At 44.1% G+C, this 17,499-nt stretch carries 14 protein-coding genes; 6 read left to right on the top strand and 8 right to left on the bottom strand.

Annotation, left to right across the window (positions count from 1 at the left end):
- The 4 genes from cydC to L2747_RS09355 all read right to left on the bottom strand — a co-directional run bounded on the left by cydC (nt 1) and on the right by L2747_RS09355 (nt 4,639).
- Entirely contained in the window at nt 1-1,740 is a 1,740-nt protein-coding gene (cydC, locus tag L2747_RS09370) for a heme ABC transporter ATP-binding protein/permease CydC (RefSeq protein ID WP_248998775.1), read from the bottom strand.
- A complete protein-coding gene (gene cydD, locus L2747_RS09365) occupies nt 1,740-3,548 on the bottom strand; it encodes a heme ABC transporter permease/ATP-binding protein CydD (protein ID WP_248998774.1) in 1,809 nt (602 codons plus the stop codon). Before cydD ends, cydC begins: the two co-directional genes overlap by 1 nt.
- Nucleotides 3,549-3,903: 355 nt before the next feature.
- Entirely contained in the window at nt 3,904-4,245 is a 342-nt protein-coding gene (locus L2747_RS09360; RefSeq protein WP_248472557.1) for a DUF3622 domain-containing protein, read from the bottom strand.
- 193 nt (nt 4,246-4,438) lie between these two features.
- On the bottom strand, nt 4,439-4,639 hold the full coding sequence (locus tag L2747_RS09355) for a DUF3565 domain-containing protein (protein WP_248998773.1): 201 nt from the start codon (nt 4,637-4,639) through the stop codon (nt 4,439-4,441).
- A gap of 412 nt (nt 4,640-5,051) precedes the next feature.
- Between L2747_RS09355 and L2747_RS09350 the strand changes: the two genes are divergently transcribed.
- Entirely contained in the window at nt 5,052-6,611 is a 1,560-nt protein-coding gene (locus tag L2747_RS09350) for a DEAD/DEAH box helicase (RefSeq protein ID WP_248998772.1), read from the top strand.
- 230 nt (nt 6,612-6,841) lie between these two features.
- Here L2747_RS09350 and dbpA read toward each other — a convergent pair whose 3' ends face one another.
- Entirely contained in the window at nt 6,842-8,251 is a 1,410-nt protein-coding gene (gene dbpA / locus L2747_RS09345) for an ATP-dependent RNA helicase DbpA (protein ID WP_283107242.1), read from the bottom strand.
- A gap of 575 nt (nt 8,252-8,826) precedes the next feature.
- Nucleotides 8,827-9,036 carry a YheV family putative zinc ribbon protein gene (locus tag L2747_RS09340; RefSeq protein ID WP_248998771.1) on the bottom strand — a complete coding sequence of 70 codons (210 nt, stop codon included), beginning with the start codon at nt 9,034-9,036 and terminating at the stop codon, nt 8,827-8,829.
- 152 nt (nt 9,037-9,188) lie between these two features.
- Here L2747_RS09340 and L2747_RS09335 point away from each other — a divergent pair, with 152 nt between their 5' ends.
- Both L2747_RS09335 and L2747_RS09330 read left to right on the top strand, forming a co-directional pair.
- Nucleotides 9,189-11,099: an ABC transporter ATP-binding protein gene (locus L2747_RS09335; protein WP_248998770.1), complete on the top strand. Its 1,911-nt coding sequence runs from the start codon at nt 9,189-9,191 to the stop codon at nt 11,097-11,099.
- Nucleotides 11,100-11,216: 117 nt separating this feature from the next.
- Entirely contained in the window at nt 11,217-11,681 is a 465-nt protein-coding gene (locus tag L2747_RS09330) for a TIGR02444 family protein (RefSeq protein ID WP_248998769.1), read from the top strand.
- 99 nt (nt 11,682-11,780) lie between these two features.
- Here L2747_RS09330 and L2747_RS09325 read toward each other — a convergent pair whose 3' ends face one another.
- Together L2747_RS09325 and L2747_RS09320 are read right to left on the bottom strand one after the other, a co-directional pair.
- A complete protein-coding gene (locus L2747_RS09325; protein WP_248998768.1) occupies nt 11,781-13,367 on the bottom strand; it encodes a GMC family oxidoreductase in 1,587 nt (528 codons plus the stop codon).
- An 87-nt stretch (nt 13,368-13,454) separates the two neighbouring features.
- Nucleotides 13,455-13,970, bottom strand: a complete 516-nt coding sequence (locus L2747_RS09320; protein ID WP_248998767.1) for a TAT leader-containing periplasmic protein — start codon at nt 13,968-13,970, stop codon at nt 13,455-13,457.
- 178 nt (nt 13,971-14,148) lie between these two features.
- On the opposite strand from L2747_RS09320, the gene L2747_RS09315 reads away from it, so the two are divergent.
- From L2747_RS09315 to L2747_RS09305, 3 genes are all read left to right on the top strand, one after another.
- Complete coding sequence (locus tag L2747_RS09315) at nt 14,149-15,129, top strand: hydrolase (protein ID WP_248998766.1); 981 nt, start codon at nt 14,149-14,151, stop codon at nt 15,127-15,129.
- Nucleotides 15,123-15,377 (top strand): YheU family protein, encoded by a 255-nt coding sequence (locus L2747_RS09310; protein ID WP_248998765.1) that lies wholly within the window; start codon nt 15,123-15,125, stop codon nt 15,375-15,377. Before L2747_RS09315 ends, L2747_RS09310 begins: the two co-directional genes overlap by 7 nt.
- Nucleotides 15,378-15,545: 168 nt before the next feature.
- Entirely contained in the window at nt 15,546-16,433 is an 888-nt protein-coding gene (locus L2747_RS09305; RefSeq protein WP_248998764.1) for a phosphoribulokinase, read from the top strand.
- Nucleotides 16,434-17,499 lie beyond the last annotated feature (1,066 nt).

Raw genomic sequence — 17,499 nt, 5'->3', positions numbered from 1 at the left:
TTAACTTAAACGCTTAAACAAGCTGGCATAATAGGCATCACTCTCAAGTAACTCTCTATGAGTGCCGCTCGCGCGAATCGCACCTTGCTCCATTAAGTGAATACTATCCATTTGATTCATCGCGGTAAGGCGATGGCTAATCATCAACATGGTTTTATCAGCTGCAAATTCAAATAATAAACGCAAAATATCGCGCTCTGTACGCTTATCTAAGCCTTCGGTTGGTTCATCTAATAATAAGATAGGAGCATCGCGCAGTAAGGCTCTGGCAACACCAATACGGCGCTGCTCACCACCAGATAACTGACGTCCGCCTTCACCTAACCAAGCGTCCAGCGGTTTACTACCCTGTAATAAACTCTCAAGACCGACTTTGCGTAATACCGCAATCAACTTGTCATCATCTTTACGGGTTGCACCGTTAATAGCTAAGGCAAGATTCTCACGCAGTGTGCCACTAAATAGGTAAATACGCTGACTTACCACCGACATCGACTGACGCAGTTGTAGCTCTGAGTATTGGCTAGCATCACAGCCATCGATACTAACTTGCCCGCTATTAGGCAACCACTCTCGGGTTAACAGCGATAATAAGCTCGACTTACCACAACCAGTTTGTCCGAGCAGCGCTACTTTTTTACCTGCTGCGATCTCAAGGTTTAGCCCTTTCAATACGCTTTGCTGTTCGCTATAGCCAAATTCGATATCTTTAAAGCTAACACAACCAAGGCTAACGTCAGCACATTGTCCTTCGCCAAAAGTCACACTTGGTGCCTGCTCAACCACTTCATTGAGTCGAGTCGCTGCAGAGCTACATGCAGATAAATGCTGAAAGGCACCCGCTAGCGGCATCATCATCTCAATCGTCGCCATAGTTAAAAATACAATCATCGCCAGTCTTGGACCTGGCGGCACAGCGCTGCCAACACCTGACGCCGCAAGATACAGCATCAACAAGACGGCAAAACCATGGCAGAGAATCAAACACGCTTGGCTAAGCGCGGTGACACGGTTCATCGCATTCTGACTATTTATCATCGCGCGCTGAGCTTTCTCTAAGCGTAAGCGATACGCTTTTTGTGCACCAAACAAGGTAAGCTCAGCTTGGCCTTGAATATATTCAAGTAACTGCACCCTAAATAGGCGCTTAGTCTCTAGCTGTGCCATTCCAGGCTTGCGGCCAAGAAAATAGAAGGTCGTCGGTAGTAAGATCCATATAGCTAACAACACGCTACACAATGTACGAGCAAGCTCAGGGTCAAAGTGACCAACAAAGAAGTAAAGCACCAACATCATTAGTAGTGATGCAGCAAGCGGCGTAATTAAACGCAAGTACAGATGATCTAACGTATCAATATCGGCAACCAAGCGGTTTAGCAGATCGCCCTGACGCACCCCTTGCAGGTTCTTTGCACTTAACGGCAGTAACTTGTTCCATACCCAGCAGCGTAAATCAGTTAATAAACTAAAAGTTGCCTCATGAGTTGCTAAGCGCTCACCGTAGCGACTTGCTGTACGTACAATCGATAAAAATCGCACTCCACCAGCTGGCGTAAAATAGTTAAAGGTTTGCGCGGCCAAAACGGTTAAACCTGCAACCGCTGTTGCCGATAAGAACCAGCCAGATAACGACAGCAAACCTATGCCTGCCATCAAGGTTGTAACGCTCAAAAACAAACCGATGAACATCATAAATGCTTGGCTTTTAAAGCGTTTTATATAGGGAAATAGTGCTCTCATTACTTATCCCCTTCTGACTGATTATTTGTTTGCGGCACAAGTTTAAGATCAAACTCGCTAACACTGCAGACTTCATCCAGCATCTGCTTAAAGGTGCCCTCTTGTGCCACTAATTGCTGATAACAGCCCTGCTGCACTAACGCGCCTTTATCAATGACAAATATTTTATCCATGGCGCTTAAGTTTTCGAGTCTGTGGGTAACCATAATACAAGCATTCCCTTGCATTGCTGCGGTTAATGTTGCTTGCACCGCTTGCTCGCTCAAGCTGTCTAAACTGGCGGTCGGTTCATCGAGTACAAATAACGAAGCTTGCTGAGCAAGCGCCCTTGCTAATGCGATTCGCTGCGCCTGCCCTACCGATAACCCGGCAGTTTGTTCTTGGACTGGATGAGATAAGCCTAATGGCAACTGCTCCACAAAATCTAAAATCTGCGCTTGTTCCAACAAGGTTAAAATATCGTCGTCAGATAAACTGCGCCCCATGGCAATATTGTCACGCAAGGTGCCATGAAAAAGCTGCGGCTCTTGCCCTAACCAAGCAAGATGTTTGCGCCAATCGATAAGCGACAACTCTTTAAGCTCGGTACCGGCAATACTTAACTGACCTTTGTAAGGTAAAAAACCCAGTAGCGCATTCAGTAAGCTAGTTTTACCTGCGCCGCTAGGGCCTACTATTGCCACATGTTCATTGGCTTTAATCTGAAAACTCACCGGCCCCAGTAATAGACTGCCATCTAAGCTATAAACAGATAAATCCTTAGCTATGATGTCGAGATCTCCGTTCAATTGCTTCTCGCCACCAAACTGCTCTGTTGGGTGATCAAGTAATGCCATTAACTCTTCTGCCGCACCAATCGCTTGCGCCTTAGCGTGATAGTGGGTTCCCATATCTCTCAGTGGTTGGTAAAACTCGGGTGCTAAAATAAGTACAAAAAGACCTGTGAATAAACTAATTGATACGCCGTAATGGCCAAAGTCCAGATGATGTAAGTAGCTAAAACCAAAGTAAACTGCCATAACAGCTATCGAAACAGCAGCAAAAAACTCTAATACTGCCGAGCTTAAAAATGCCATACGCAATACAGCCATAGTGCGCTCACGGAACTCTTCTGAGGCTTTGCGGATAACTCTGGCTTCTTTCTCACCTTGATTAAACAGCTTCAGCGTTGATAAGCCTTTCAGTCTATCCATAAAGTGGCCACTTAAACGGGCTAACGCACTAAAGTTTTTACGGTTAGCGTCGGCTGCCCCCATACCCACTAAAATCATAAACATCGGGATAAGCGGCGCTGTAGCCAGCAAAATTAATCCTGCCGCCCAATTAATAGGGAAAACCGCAACTAAGATAATTAATGGAATAAAACCAGCCAATACGACTTGTGGTAAGTAACGAGCGTAGAAATCTTGCAGATCTTCTATTTGTTCCAGCACTATGCTGGCCCAACTGCCTGCCGGTTTACCTTTAATAAATGCAGGCCCAAGCAGCGCTAATTTATCTAATACCGCGGCGCGCATTTCAACTCTGAGTTTGGCACCAGCTTGAAAACTGGCGCGTTCTCGGGCAAACGCTAGTACGCCGCGGACCACTGTTAATCCAAGCAATGCCCAAAAGTGATTAATGAAATCACTCTTGGGTAACTCATCAATAATAATGCCTTGCAGTACAGTGGCAATAAGCCATGCTTGGCACATTAAGCTTAGCCCGGTTAATACACCGAAAAAAACCGACAAATTTAAATAAAAGCCACACGCTTTCTTTTGCAGCTTCAGCCATTTAGTAAGCTTTTTTTCTACTGTTTTATCCATGTGATTCCAGACTAACGACAACAAGAGGATAAGTTGGATGCTGCGCATCTAACTTGAGCAAAAACATATTTTAAAGACTTTATCGACTAGCGTAAGTTCAATCTATTTAGTTTACGCAAGGCGAGTAAAACACGAATGCATTCCCTCAGTATCGCAGGCATTAATAGCAGAATAAAACATCAATGCAGTAAATGTTATCGGACTCACAAAAATTGAGCTAGATCAATAAATCACGGTTTATAAAACAAGCAGCTCAGCAAATCCTATACATAAAAAAACCGCACTAAGCTAGGCTTACTGCGGTTTCTCAATTTATTTAGCTATCGCTAAAACAAATTAGATTTGCTGCGCAAGATTAACCTTCTGAGTCAGACTCATAATCTAGGTTATCTTCATCGAAATCTGATGATTTGCTTGGACGCGCATTGCGCCATGCATCAGCAGCAAGTTCTTTAGCGTCAGCAGCTTCGTTACGCTCTTCACGCGCCTTAGCTTTACGCTCATTACGCTTAATCAAATTCTCTAAGAATGATTTAAGTTCAGTTTCGCCCCAAGCTTGTGCTTCAGCTTCAGTCGCAAAACCTTTCTTAGCTTTAGAAACAACAATCTTTCTTGCTGTTTGACGACGAGTGATTTGGCCAGTCCAAGTTGCGCCATCTGCTACTACGCGAAAATCATACTTCTTAGTTTGTGTCATGTTACTTTTTATCCTAACAATAATGCTAATACTTGAGCCAAATACACTATTTGTGCGATACCCAGTTAAAGATATCAGCCAAGGCTATTTATAGCTCAATCAATACGCAAGACCAACACTCTAAGTATCACTCTCACGTTCATAATTCTGTTTCTAAATCGCTCTGTAATGATCACCTAAATCACTACACGATTTATTCCACTTCCGAATTGAGTTCACACAGCTTACACTCCAGATTATAACCAAGCATGGCATCTCTGCCTTGCTGGCTAGTCACCCAGTCTCGTCGCTCCCATGGAGGACGATGGCGAACATGTTGCGTATGACCGCAAGACAAATTCGCAACCCAATGGTCTTCATCATCTTTATGATAACTAATGATAGGTTGCTGCATGACAAGTCGCCGAGTTAGGTATGATGTATACCTAGATTTACTGGTGAAAATCGGTAGATGAACTTTCAGGGGCGCGAGATTAACACATGCAGCGCCGATACAACATCTTTTAATCGACTAAAAATCACACAATCGATAGTTTTTTACCAAATTAGTCAATTTATCCTGCTGACAATGATCAATCAGCTCCATTTCAGTTGCTAATACCCCCCTAGTTCTTATTTAACTGCCATACTCAGTGGAGTTAAGCGACAACGCTAGCAAGACCGTTTATTTAGCGGTTGATTGTTTAATAATTAGCGCTTTTTAGGCAGATCCTGTAAGCTGCACGGCCGCCAGCATCTGCAGGCCCCCTGAAACCGCTGCCAGTCGCACTTTAACGTCTATTCCGCAGCCGAAATGAGACCTATCTATGAGTTTTGCCTCACTGGGCTTATCAGCCCAAATTTTGAAAGCCGTTGCCAATAAAGGTTATGACACTCCTTCACCTATCCAGGCACAAGCAATTCCTGCCGTATTGGAAGGAAAGGACGTGATGGCCGCTGCGCAAACTGGTACAGGTAAAACAGCAGGTTTTACTCTGCCATTGCTAGAGCTACTTTCAAAAGGCACCAAAGCCCCGGCTAAACAAGTGCGCGCATTAGTGCTAACTCCAACTCGTGAACTAGCTGCTCAAGTTGGTGAAAGCGTTGAAACTTACGGTAAGAATTTACCGCTTAAATCAGCTGTAGTATTTGGTGGGGTTGGCATTGGTCCACAGATCACTAAACTTAACCGCGGGGTTGATATTCTGGTAGCGACTCCAGGTCGTTTACTCGATCTATATAATCAACGTGCTCTGAGCTTTAGTCAGCTTGAAGTACTTGTTCTTGATGAAGCCGACCGAATGCTAGATATGGGCTTTATTCATGACATTAAAAAAATCTTAGCTATCTTGCCAGCAAAGCGCCAAAACTTGATGTTTTCAGCAACCTTCTCTGATGATATTCGCCAGCTTGCCAAAGGCTTAGTGAACAACCCAGTTGAGATCTCTGTTACACCGCGTAACGCGACAGCTAATACTGTACAGCAGTGGATCTGCCCTGTTGATAAAGGCCAAAAAGCAGCAGTTTTAGTCAAACTGATTAAGCAAAATAACTGGCAACAAGTATTGGTATTTAGCCGCACTAAACATGGTGCTAACCGTCTTGCTAAAAACCTTGAAGCAAAAGATATTACTGCTGCTGCGATTCACGGTAATAAGAGCCAAGGCGCAAGAACGAAAGCTCTAGCCGATTTTAAGAGTGGTGCAATTCGCGTACTTGTGGCGACTGATATTGCCGCACGTGGCCTTGATATAGACCAACTACCGCAAGTGGTTAACTTTGATTTACCAAACGTGCCAGAGGATTATGTACATCGTATTGGCCGTACTGGTCGCGCTGGGGCATCAGGCCATGCAGTATCACTTGTTGGCGATGAAGAAATTAAACTTTTGCGTGACATTGAGTTACTGATTAAACAGAACTTAGAACGCCGCGTAATCGAAGGCTTTGAGCCAACTTATCACTTACCTGAAACAGACTTAACCGGTAAATCTCATGGCCAGAATAAAGGTCCGCGTAATGGTGGTAACCAAAGTCGTGGTAATGGTCGATCGCGTAGTCCAAATAAAGGCGCAAACTCAGGCGGAGCTAGCAATAAGTCAGCTAACCCGCGTCGCCAAGGCAATGGTCAAAATAATGCTGCTAAAGTAGAGCACAAGGATGGCCAACGTAGTGGTGAAATGGCTCGTGGCCACCAGCAAAACGGTGATTCACAACCAAGCAAGCCTAGACGTCAGCGTAGACCGAATGCAGCTAACGGCAACGCAACTGCAAACGGCAACGGTCCAGAACGCAGCCACAGCAAGCCAACAGGACAACGCAGACCGAACCCAAATAGAGCAAGTAATGGCAATCGTACAGCCAATAAGCCTAGCCAAAACAGCTAAGCAAGCGCCTAATATTGCTTGAGCTCGATTATATCTTTGCCAAAAACCACTTGTGGTTATTGGCATAAGTGCTCTAGACACAAAACCAAGGCTAACCATCCATGGGCCTTGGCATAAATGCTCCAGGCATAAAAAAAGCAGCGTTTATACGCTGCTTTTTTTATGCCAACAATGGCCATTTTCGGAGTAAATAAAATCTAATTACTTACTCCAAAAACAAAGAATACGAGTTAACGCAATTCCCATGCACGGTATGAACGACCTTTTAACTTGCCGTTAGTAATTTTATGCAATGCCTTTTTAGCCACCTTACGGTTAACTGCAACATAAGCTCGCATATCAGTAATTTTAATCTTACCTACTTCGCTACCTTGAATGCCATCTTCACCAGTCAAGGCACCTAAGATATCACCTGGACGTAATTTCTGCTTTTTACCACCATCAATTTGCAAGGTAGTCATAACAGGCTGTACCGGGAAAGTATCTAACAAATGCTCAGACGGAAGTGCTTCATTAACAATGTCACGCTCTAGATAATCTTCAAGTAGCGCAATTTTGTAACCATCTTCATCGTTATAGAAAGTGTGCGCCGAACCTTTACTGCCAGCACGACCCGTGCGGCCAATACGGTGAATATGCACTTCAGTGTCGTAAGCCACGTGATAGTTGATCACAGCATCAAGCGCATCGATATCAAGACCACGGGCAGCAACGTCAGTCGCTACCATGATAGACACACTCTTGTTAGCAAACTGCAGTAGGGTTTGATCACGATCGCGCTGCTCAAGATCGCCATGTAGTGCAACTACACTAAAGCCATCGTTCTTCAACTGCGCAGCCACGTCTTTAGTTTCGCGCTTAGTATTACAAAATACTACCGCACTTTCTGGACGGTACTGCAGTAACAATAATTTAAGCGCGCGCATACGATCATTGTTATTACCGACTTCATAGAAGTGCTGATCAATGGTACTAGTTGCATGCGTTGATGCCACTTTCACCATCACTGGTTTGAACATGATTTTGTCGGCAATAGATTGGATCTGCTCAGGGAAAGTCGCACTAAATAGCAAGGTCTGACGTTCGATTGGCATACGTTCCATGATGCCTTCAAGTTCAACCTGAAAACCCATTTCTAGCATACGGTCGGCTTCATCAAGCACCAAAGTCTGTACGTTTTCAAGATCTAAACGGCCGCGATCTAAGTGGTCGATAATACGACCTGGCGTACCCACAATAATGTGCGCACCGTGCTCTAAAGAACCAATTTGTGGCCCCATAGGCACACCGCCACAAAGTGTTAGCACTTTAATATTATGAATGCCGCGTGCTAGCGTACGGATCTCTTTAGCTACTTGGTCTGCAAGCTCACGCGTTGGACACAACACCAAAGATTGAATGCGGAAACGTTTAACGTCTAACTTGTGCAATAAGCCCAAACCAAACGCAGCAGTCTTACCAGAACCCGTCTTACCTTGACCAATAACGTCTTCGCCATTAAGGATCGCAGGCAAGCTTTGCGCTTGAATTGGGGTCATTGAGTCATAACCCATAGTTTTCAGGTTATCTAGCAGTTCAGCTTTCAGATTTAGGCTTGAGAACGGCGCTTGAGCATCGGTATTTGGGACTGTTTGAGTCAAAGTATCTTTCCTAAGTATGCACTGCTGGTTAGGGCGGTTTTCCCTATAGGACTCGATACCTTTATCAAGGCGCTCAAATCGTGCTTTGCAGTGATCTAATCATGGTGACAAGGCTCCAAATCAGCTGGAGCAAAAGTTGTCGTTTTCTATCGATATAAATTATAGCGCGCTATTGTAGCAGTAATTCTTTTAGTTGCAGCATGCTCAATAAAGGATAACGAAGAAATATCCTCTATCCCTGACCTTAACCCGCTTGAAAGCCATATTTAGATAGCCACTTATGCCAATTGGTCATCAAGGTATGCTTGATTATTAAAAGCGGCCACAAAAAAGCTGGCAATGTATACCAGCTTAATTTTAGTCAGAATGCTCATTGCTGCACTAAAATTCGAATTGATATGAATATCATTAAACAACTGACTCTAAATATTTTGCCACGCCACGCTGCGTTAGCAAAAAGCACTAAGGCTAAATCCGCAAAGTTTACACCAGCAAGCAGACAGCACACATGTGATTACACTTTACCAAAAAGCGGTATTTAACGATGACGATTTTAAGCCCCAGACTCTTCATTGTTAGTCAGGATTAAATACTCCAATAACGGCGCCACTGGCTTTTTTAGCGACTTTTTCCTCTGTTTGCTGTTCACGGTAATCACAATCGACACACTCTACAGTTTCGATACCATTTTCTTTAAATAATACGATTGATTCTTTTGCCTGACACTTAGGGCATTTAGCGCCGGCTACAAAACGTTTTTTCACTTTTTTAGTTGTTATTGTCATGATTTTAATTCCTATCCATCTATATCGCCATTTTGCCACAAAAGTCGCATCAAGACCGTACTTTTCTAGCTTCTGCCATAGAAGTATCTAGCGGTTCTGGGCTATCATCTGTCCCCAATATTTGCTGTTACTCTGACTTTAAGCCGACTTCAATGATCACCATCACTCAAGCTCAACTCGTTCGTGGCTCAAAAACCTTGCTCGATGAAACTTCATTAACTGTCTATCCAGGACATAAAGTCGGGCTTGTCGGTGCCAATGGAAGCGGTAAATCTTCGTTACTTGCCCTTATCTTAGGCAAAATAAGCTTAGATAAAGGTGACTTCAGCATGCCAAGCGGATGGCAACTTGCTACCGTTGCTCAGGAAACCCCTGCACTAGAAGTCTCTGCAATTGAATATGTCATTGATGGCGATGCCGAATATCGAGAGTTAGAAACACAGCTGCACGCAGCGCAAGAAGCTGATGACGGCCATAAAATTGCACTACTACACGGCAAAATAGACGCAATTGGCGGTTATGCTATTCATTCACGCGCTGCAAGCCTGCTAGCAGGTCTTGGGTTTAGTGAGCAAGAGCAAAGTAATCCAGTTAAGAGTTTTTCCGGTGGTTGGCGCATGCGCCTTAACTTAGCGCAGGCGCTATTATGTCGCTCGGACTTACTATTACTCGATGAACCGACTAACCACTTAGACTTGGATACCATGTACTGGTTAGAAGGCTGGATCAAGGCTTACCAAGGTACGCTCATTCTGATCAGTCACGACCGCGACTTTATTGATGGTATTGTCGATGAAATCGTGCATGTAGAGAACACCAAACTTAACTATTACAAAGGTAACTACACCTCGTTTGAGCGTGTTCGTGCCGAGCGTATGGCTCAGCAGCAAGTGGCCTTTGAGCGCCAACAAAAAGAGCGTGCCCATATGCAGTCTTTTGTTGACCGTTTCCGCTATAAAGCCAGTAAGGCTAAGCAAGCTCAAAGTCGCTTAAAAGCTCTTGAACGTATGGCAGAGCTGCTACCATCTCAAGCTGACAGCCCGTTTCATATGGCATTTAGAGAGCCGGCAGCACTACCAAACCCGCTAGTAACAATGGAGCAAGTTTCTATTGGCTACGGTGAAACCGAGATCCTTAAAAAAGTGCACCTAAACTTGGTGCCGGGAGCCCGCATTGGTCTACTTGGGCGTAATGGTGCGGGTAAATCGACATTAGTGAAATTACTGTCTGGTGAGCTATCACCAATGCAAGGTAAATATGAAACCAACCCAGGTTTAAATATCGGTTACTTTGCCCAGCATCAGCTGGAATTTCTCAGTTTAGATGACTCACCACTGCAACACATGGTGCGTTTGGCACCAACGACGACAGAACAAGAGTTACGTAACTTTTTAGGCGGTTATGGCTTTAACGGCGATATGGCTCTTGCGCCTGTAAGACCTTTCTCTGGTGGTGAAAAAGCTCGTTTAGTATTGGCGCTGTTAGTGTGGCAACGCCCTAACCTATTGCTACTCGACGAACCAACCAACCACTTAGATTTAGAGATGCGTCATGCATTAACCATGGCACTGCAAACTTTTGAAGGTGCAATGATTATTGTATCGCATGATAGACACTTATTACGCCTAAGTTGTAGTGACTACTACCTTGTCGAACAAGGTGAAGTGAAAAGCTTTGAAGGCGATTTAGATGATTACCATCAATGGCTACTCGATGCGGCTAAAAATGCAGGTAAAGAAGAAGCGGTTGAAACCAGCACGCCAATTCAAGACAAGAAGTTACAAAAGCGCTTAGAAGCAGAACTAAGACAAAAACTGTCGCCGCTGAAAAAGGTACAGACTAAGCTAGAGAAAGATCAGCAAAAAGCCAATGACCGCTTAAAAGAGCTAGAAGAAATGTTGGCCGACACCAGCCTCTATGATGCCGACAATAAAGCCAAACTGACTCAGGTGCTTAGTGAGCGAACCACTTTGACTCAGGGTTTGGAAGAGAGCGAAATGGAATGGCTTGAGATCCAAGAAGAAATTGAAAATATTGAACAAAGTGTTCGTGAAGAAGTCTGATAGGTAACGACATAAGGGAAGCAATGCTTCCCTTTTTTATAACTCACTTTTTGCGCAACTTTTTTAATATGCATGAAACGTAAGCTCGATAGGCTTGCGGTAGACGGAGCTTTTCATATGACGCTACCAGGTAGTTTTAACCCCAGCTTTTATCAGCACCTTTGGCAAGATTGTGATGTCATCTATATCCAGCAACAGACCATTTTCTTAGCACTGCAAGATGACCACCAGCTCAACGTAAACTTACTACTATTGGCTCTATGGCTTGATAGCCACCATCAACGACTTGCTTCATCAGACTGGCAGCAGCTACAGCAGGCTCTACTCAGCTGGGAGCAAAGACTATTATTGCCTTACCGTAAGCTGAGACGCTTAAGTAAGGCCGCACTTGAGCAGGCTGAATATCAACAAATGCTGGATGTGGAGTTAATGTTAGAACGCAAGTCTCAAGCTAAGATCCTCATAGCACTCAAGCCTATGGTTCTAGATGAAGTTTACCCTGCTGAAACCGATAGCAATGTGAGTCGCTACTTGGCGCTATTTAACCTTAATAGCCAAGATTACCCCTGTCTAAACCAATAACTAGCGGTATTCATAAGTTGTGAAATAAGTGTTTAATACAGATCTAAAAAGGCGAGCTCTGCTCGCCTTTTTAGCCATACCAAGCTATACCAGTACAAATTAAGCCGTCAACTTTTCAGCCAAGCGAGTCGCATTTCTAGCAGTAATACCATAAATAGACAGCTGTGGATTTGCTCCTAAGCTAGTAGGGAAGATAGAGCCGTCCATTACAGAAAGGTTCTCGAAGTAATGTGACTCACCAAAACTATTAACCATAGAAACTTTTGGGTCTTCACCGAATGGGCAGCCGCCCATCACGTGGGCAGAAGCCACAACGGTTTTCAGTGGCGCTAATTCCATCTCATTTATCGCGCTTTTGGCCTCCTTCCAACTCGACAAATAAGGCATTCCTTCGCTAATAGGTAATACTTGCTGCGCACCAGCGGCAAATTGTAATTCAGCCATGCTGGCATAGGCACGCCTTGCTGCCCGCCAAAAGGCGTCTGTGAGCGGATAATCCAACGCAAAGCCATGCTCGGTCAATTTCACTTGGCCGCCTTGGCTATTTTCATGGTAACCATCGCGCACCAAAGCAATCGTCACTTGTAGTTGATTAAATTTCGCCATCAACTCTGCATGGCTTTTACCGTAACCAATGGTTTTTGAGGCAATCAAAATTGGATGAATGGGAGGGACTTCGAGCTTATAACCTAGCTCTCCATCAGCGCCATTTTGCCAGACAAACTCATCAGAATAAATCGACTGTGGAGCGCCACTATGGCCATTTATCGGGTCGCTAAACACTGCGCCACTAAGTAAAGTGGGGTGTAAAAAAGTACGTTTACCGATTATCTCATGTGGGTCTGGTAGCTTAGAACGCAACATGATTGTTGGTGTGTGAATGGCTCCTGCCGACAAAATGTAATGCTTAGCCTTAAACATAATTTCAACCGGTAAAGGCTTCATATTGCTATCTACCGCTTGCGCTTTTATAGCAAAGATTTTGTCCTTATGATGCTCAAGCTTAATTACTTTCGCCTGACTAACCAATGTTGCCCCCGCTTCAAGAGCCGCTGGAATCGTGGTCACTAACATCGACTGCTTAGCATTAACTGGGCAGCCCATGCCGCAATAGCCGGTGTTCCAACAACCTTTAACGTTACGCTTAATAACTGTGTGTTCCCAACCCAATTGCTCACAGCCTTGCTTTAGTGCTTGGTTATTTCGATTGGGCTCATAAGCCCATTTACTGATATTGAGTCGCTGCTCCATTTTCTCAAACCAAGGATCAAGCTCAGCTCGAGACAGCCCCTCAACAGACTTGACCTGTGCCCAGTAGTTAAGCGCAGGCTCGGGAGTGCGAATTGAAGTGGTCCAATTAACTGTAGTTGACCCACCCACTGCCCGACCTTGAAAAATACCAATCGCTTTATCTGCGGTCTTCATCCCTGCAGCTTGTTGGTATAAGTCAGGATAGGCACGGCGCTCTTCCATATTAAAGTTGCTAGATGATTTAAGCGGACCACCCTCAACAATAATAACTGATAAGCCTGCTTGGGTAAGGATCTCTGCTGCAACACCGCCACCAGCGCCACTGCCAACAATGACCACATCGGCTTCTAAGGTTTGGTTTTCATTGAGCTTAGCCGCATTTATATGCGCCCAGCCAGAATCCAGTCCTTTTACAATAGGATCTTCAATGGCCATAAACGCGTCCTTTATTCTGAGTTTTTATTGTCTGCGCCCGCTTGGTTAGCACCTGTATTAATAATGCCGAAAGTATTCCAATTAACATCACTGCATATCCTCTAAAAAGCTAGGTTTAGCGTAATGCAATCGACTCCAGTGCTCGGGGCTCGAGTAATAACTGGCCATCACCAGCTCTCGTAAACCCTGATAGGCCGTGACCATCATATCAAGATAACTTGTACGCCAACTTTGCAGCATATCGATGAGTTCAGATTCGTTACGCATCATTAACGGCGTAACACTTCCTGTTAGAATAAGCAGCCCCAAACGTCCCTCAAGCATGTTGAGTAACTGTTCAAGTTCCGCTTGGCTATCTTGGGGGAGAATCGAAATCGTGTGTTCTATCGCGTCGAGTGTACGATTAATCGCATCGCGTTTTAATGTTGCGACATCAGGCAGAGCGCCATCTAAAAAAACGGGCAATAACACACTAAATAACAAACGATGCTTGTCATCTAGCTCTTTATTGACCGCGATATAGTCTGAAGAGCAGTAATTCACTCCCAACGCTAAGCAGGCAGTGCCTGCTAATGCGGTTGTAATAAAAGTCCGTCGTTCCATCGCGTCCTCTATTTCTAATCATTATGTTTTGGCGCTCTAGTTCGTCACTCATCCAGATTGCATAGCCACTTACAACTCGAAACAAAGTCATTAAAATGACCGATTTCAATCTATGTTACACTCTGACGACAACAACAATTAAACACACGTTTTAATTTTCAGCAATAGCCAAATTATTATGAGCCAAATATTTTCGCCACCTTGGTGGGCTAAAAACCCCCATATTCAAACGATTCTCCCTGTACTGACTAAAGTGGACAGACCTGTATTACAACGTGAACGCTTGGAACTTGCCGATGGCGATTTTATCGATCTCGACTGGCAAGGAACACCTGAAGCTAAACAGCCGATTTTAGTGATTATCCATGGCCTTGAGGGCAGTGCTGAGTCTCACTACGCACGTCGAATCTTAGCCGCTAGCAAGGCATCAGGTTTATGTGCTGTAGTACACCATCATCGTAGCTGTTCAGGGGAGTTAAACCGTCTTCCACGCGGATATCACAGCGGTGATACAGAGGATCTCCATTGCACACTACAACACTTAAAAAGCCATTTCCCAAATAACCCTTTGCTAGCCGTTGGCTACAGCCTAGGCGGCAATGTACTGATAAAATATCAGGGCGAGCAGCAAGAGTTGAGTTTGATTGATAAAGCCGTTGCCATCTCTGCACCATTACAATTAGGCTCTTGCGCCAATCGCCTAGAGAAAGGCTTTTCAAAAGTGTACCAGTGCTACCTTATTAAGCAGCTACAACAAAAAATGCACGGTAAAGTCGCAAAGCCTGAATTAAGCACATTAATGCCAATTAATAAGCATGACATTGATAGCCTCACCACCTTCTATGCATTCGATGATAAAGTCACAGCACCTCTGCATGGCTTTGATGGTGTAGATGATTACTATAATCGTGCCAGCGGTATGCCGTACTTAAGCCGCATCACTAAGCCAATATTAGTGATCCACGCAAAAGACGACCCCTTTATGACTGAAGCGGTCATCCCTGCTAGAGAGCAACTTTCACAACAAGTACAATATGAACTCCACGAAAATGGCGGTCACGTAGGCTTTATCGATGGCGGTAGTCCATGGCGACCACGCTACTACCTTGAAAAACGCATTTTAAACTTTTTAATCTCATTGGAAAAATCACCATGTTAGTGCCTTATGAGTCTTTAGCTCAGTTATCTAGCGAGACTTTTGACAACCTTATTAAAGAATATCTTATCAGCCAAGTTGAAGATGGCAGCTTTTCTGGTGACGGCGAACACAGCATGGAAAGAGCAATCATTCAGTGTAAAGCAGCACTTAAGCAAGGCGTTCTCGTTGTCGAGTACAGCGAGGAAGAAGAATCTATTGGTATTAGACGCAAAGAAGATATCGTTGTCCAAGATTGGCAACAGGATTAATATCAAGTAGTAAAAGCCTGCTCTTGGCTTGGGCATAGATTGACCTGAGCCAAGTGAAGCCGTATAAATGAAGGTTATAAGCGCAACCCTCTTACCTGAATAACGATAATTAGTCGTAGCTTTGGCTAACATGCAGGTGAAGCAAACTCTCTTTCTTTGGGTAAAAAAATGTCAGCGAAACATCCAATTATTGCAGTAACAGGCTCCTCTGGCGCAGGCACGACGACAACGACAACTGCTTTTAATCATATTTTTAGACAGCTGGGCATTAATGCAGCCATTATTGAAGGTGACAGTTTTCATCACTTTACTCGCCCTGAAATGGCGGTAATGATCCGTAAAGAAAAAACTGAAAACCGTAATATCAGTTACTTCGGTCCAGAAGCCAATGACTTCAAACGTTTAGAGCAATGCTTTAACGATTACAGTAATACTGGCCAAGGTGAAACTCGCGCTTACCTGCATACATTCGATGAGGCTGTGCCATTCAATCAAATGCCCGGAACGTTTACTCAATGGCATCCATTACCTGAAAATACCGATATGCTCTACTACGAGGGCCTTCATGGTGGTGTAGTTACCGATGAATGTGACGTTGCTCAGCATGTTGACTTACTCATAGGTATGGTGCCAATTGTAAACCTAGAGTGGATCCAAAAAATCATCCGCGACACATCAGAACGTGGCCATAGCCGTGAAAAAGTGATGGACTCTATAGTGCGCAGTATGGACGACTATATTAACCATATGACGCCACAGTTTTCTCGCACTCATATCAACTTCCAGCGAGTACCAACCGTTGATACCTCAAACCCATTTAGCGCTAAGAGTATTCCGAGTTTAGATGAAAGCTTTGTAGTGATCCGTTTTCGCGGGATTAACAATGTAGACTTTCCCTATTACCTCAGCATGATCCAAGGCTCTTTTATGTCTAGGGTAAATACTCTTGTAGTACCAGGTGGCAAGATGTCACTAGCAATGGAGCTAATCCTCACTCCACTGGTTAAAGATTTAATGGATAAGCGTTCACAGCTAATCTCGCCGGAAATTGAATAATTCTTTTGTAGAGGCCCAGATCTTAAGATTAGATTAAGCCTGTATATGTAGACTTCAGTCATCGGGATTTCAGGCGAAAGAACGATAAGTTAGCATTCCCTTGAAGGTGAATTCCCCCATCTTGATCTGTTCATTTTCTTGGGATTGCTAGCTGACCTAACCTTGTAAAACTTCCCTTAAAAAATGTATTCCACCTTTCATGCTTGATCCGCTCATCTCCTTGAGATTGCTAGCTGACCTTACCTTGTAAAACTTCCCTTAAAAAAATGTATTCCACCTTCATGCTTAATCCGCTCATCTCCTTGGGATTGCTAGCTGACCTTACCTTGTAAAACTTCCCTTAAAAAGTGTATTCCACCTTCATGCTTGATCCGCTCATCTCCTTGAGATTGCTAGCTGACCTTACCTTGTAAAACTTCCCTTAAAAAATGAATTCCACCTTCATGCTTGATCCGCTCATCTCCTTGAGATTGCTAGCTGACCTTACCTTGTAAAACGTCCCTTAAAAAATGAATTCCACCTTCATGCTTGCTCCGCTCATCTCCTTGAGATTGCTAGCTGACCTTACCTTGTAAAACTTCCCTTAAAAAATGAATTTCACCTTCATGCTTGATCCGCTCATCTCCTTGGGATTGCTAGCTGACCTTACCTTGTAAAACTTCCCTTAAAAAATGAATTCCACCTTCATGCGTGATCCGCTCATCTCCTTAAGATTGCTAGCTGACCTTACCTTGTAAAACTTCCCTTAAAAAATGAATTTCACCTTCATGCTTGATCCGCTCATCTCCTTGAGATTGCTAGCTGACCTTACCTTGTAAAACTTCCCTTAAAAAATGTATTCCAGCTTCATGCTTGATCCGCTCATGTCCTTGAGATTGCTAGCTGACCTTACCTTGTAAAACTTCCCTTAAAAAATGAATTTCACCGTCATGCTTGATCCGCTCATCTCCTTGAAATTGCTAGCTGACCTTACCTTGTAAAACTTCCCTTAAAAAATGAATTTCACCTTCATGCTTGATCCGCTCATCTCCTTGAGATTGCTAGCTGACCTTACCTTGTAAAACTT

Source organism: Shewanella marinintestina (assembly GCF_023283845.1).
GTDB lineage: Bacteria > Pseudomonadota > Gammaproteobacteria > Enterobacterales > Shewanellaceae > Shewanella > Shewanella marinintestina.
The sequence above is the reverse complement of the archived record's forward strand: the minus strand, read 5'-3'. Positions and strand labels throughout refer to the sequence as shown.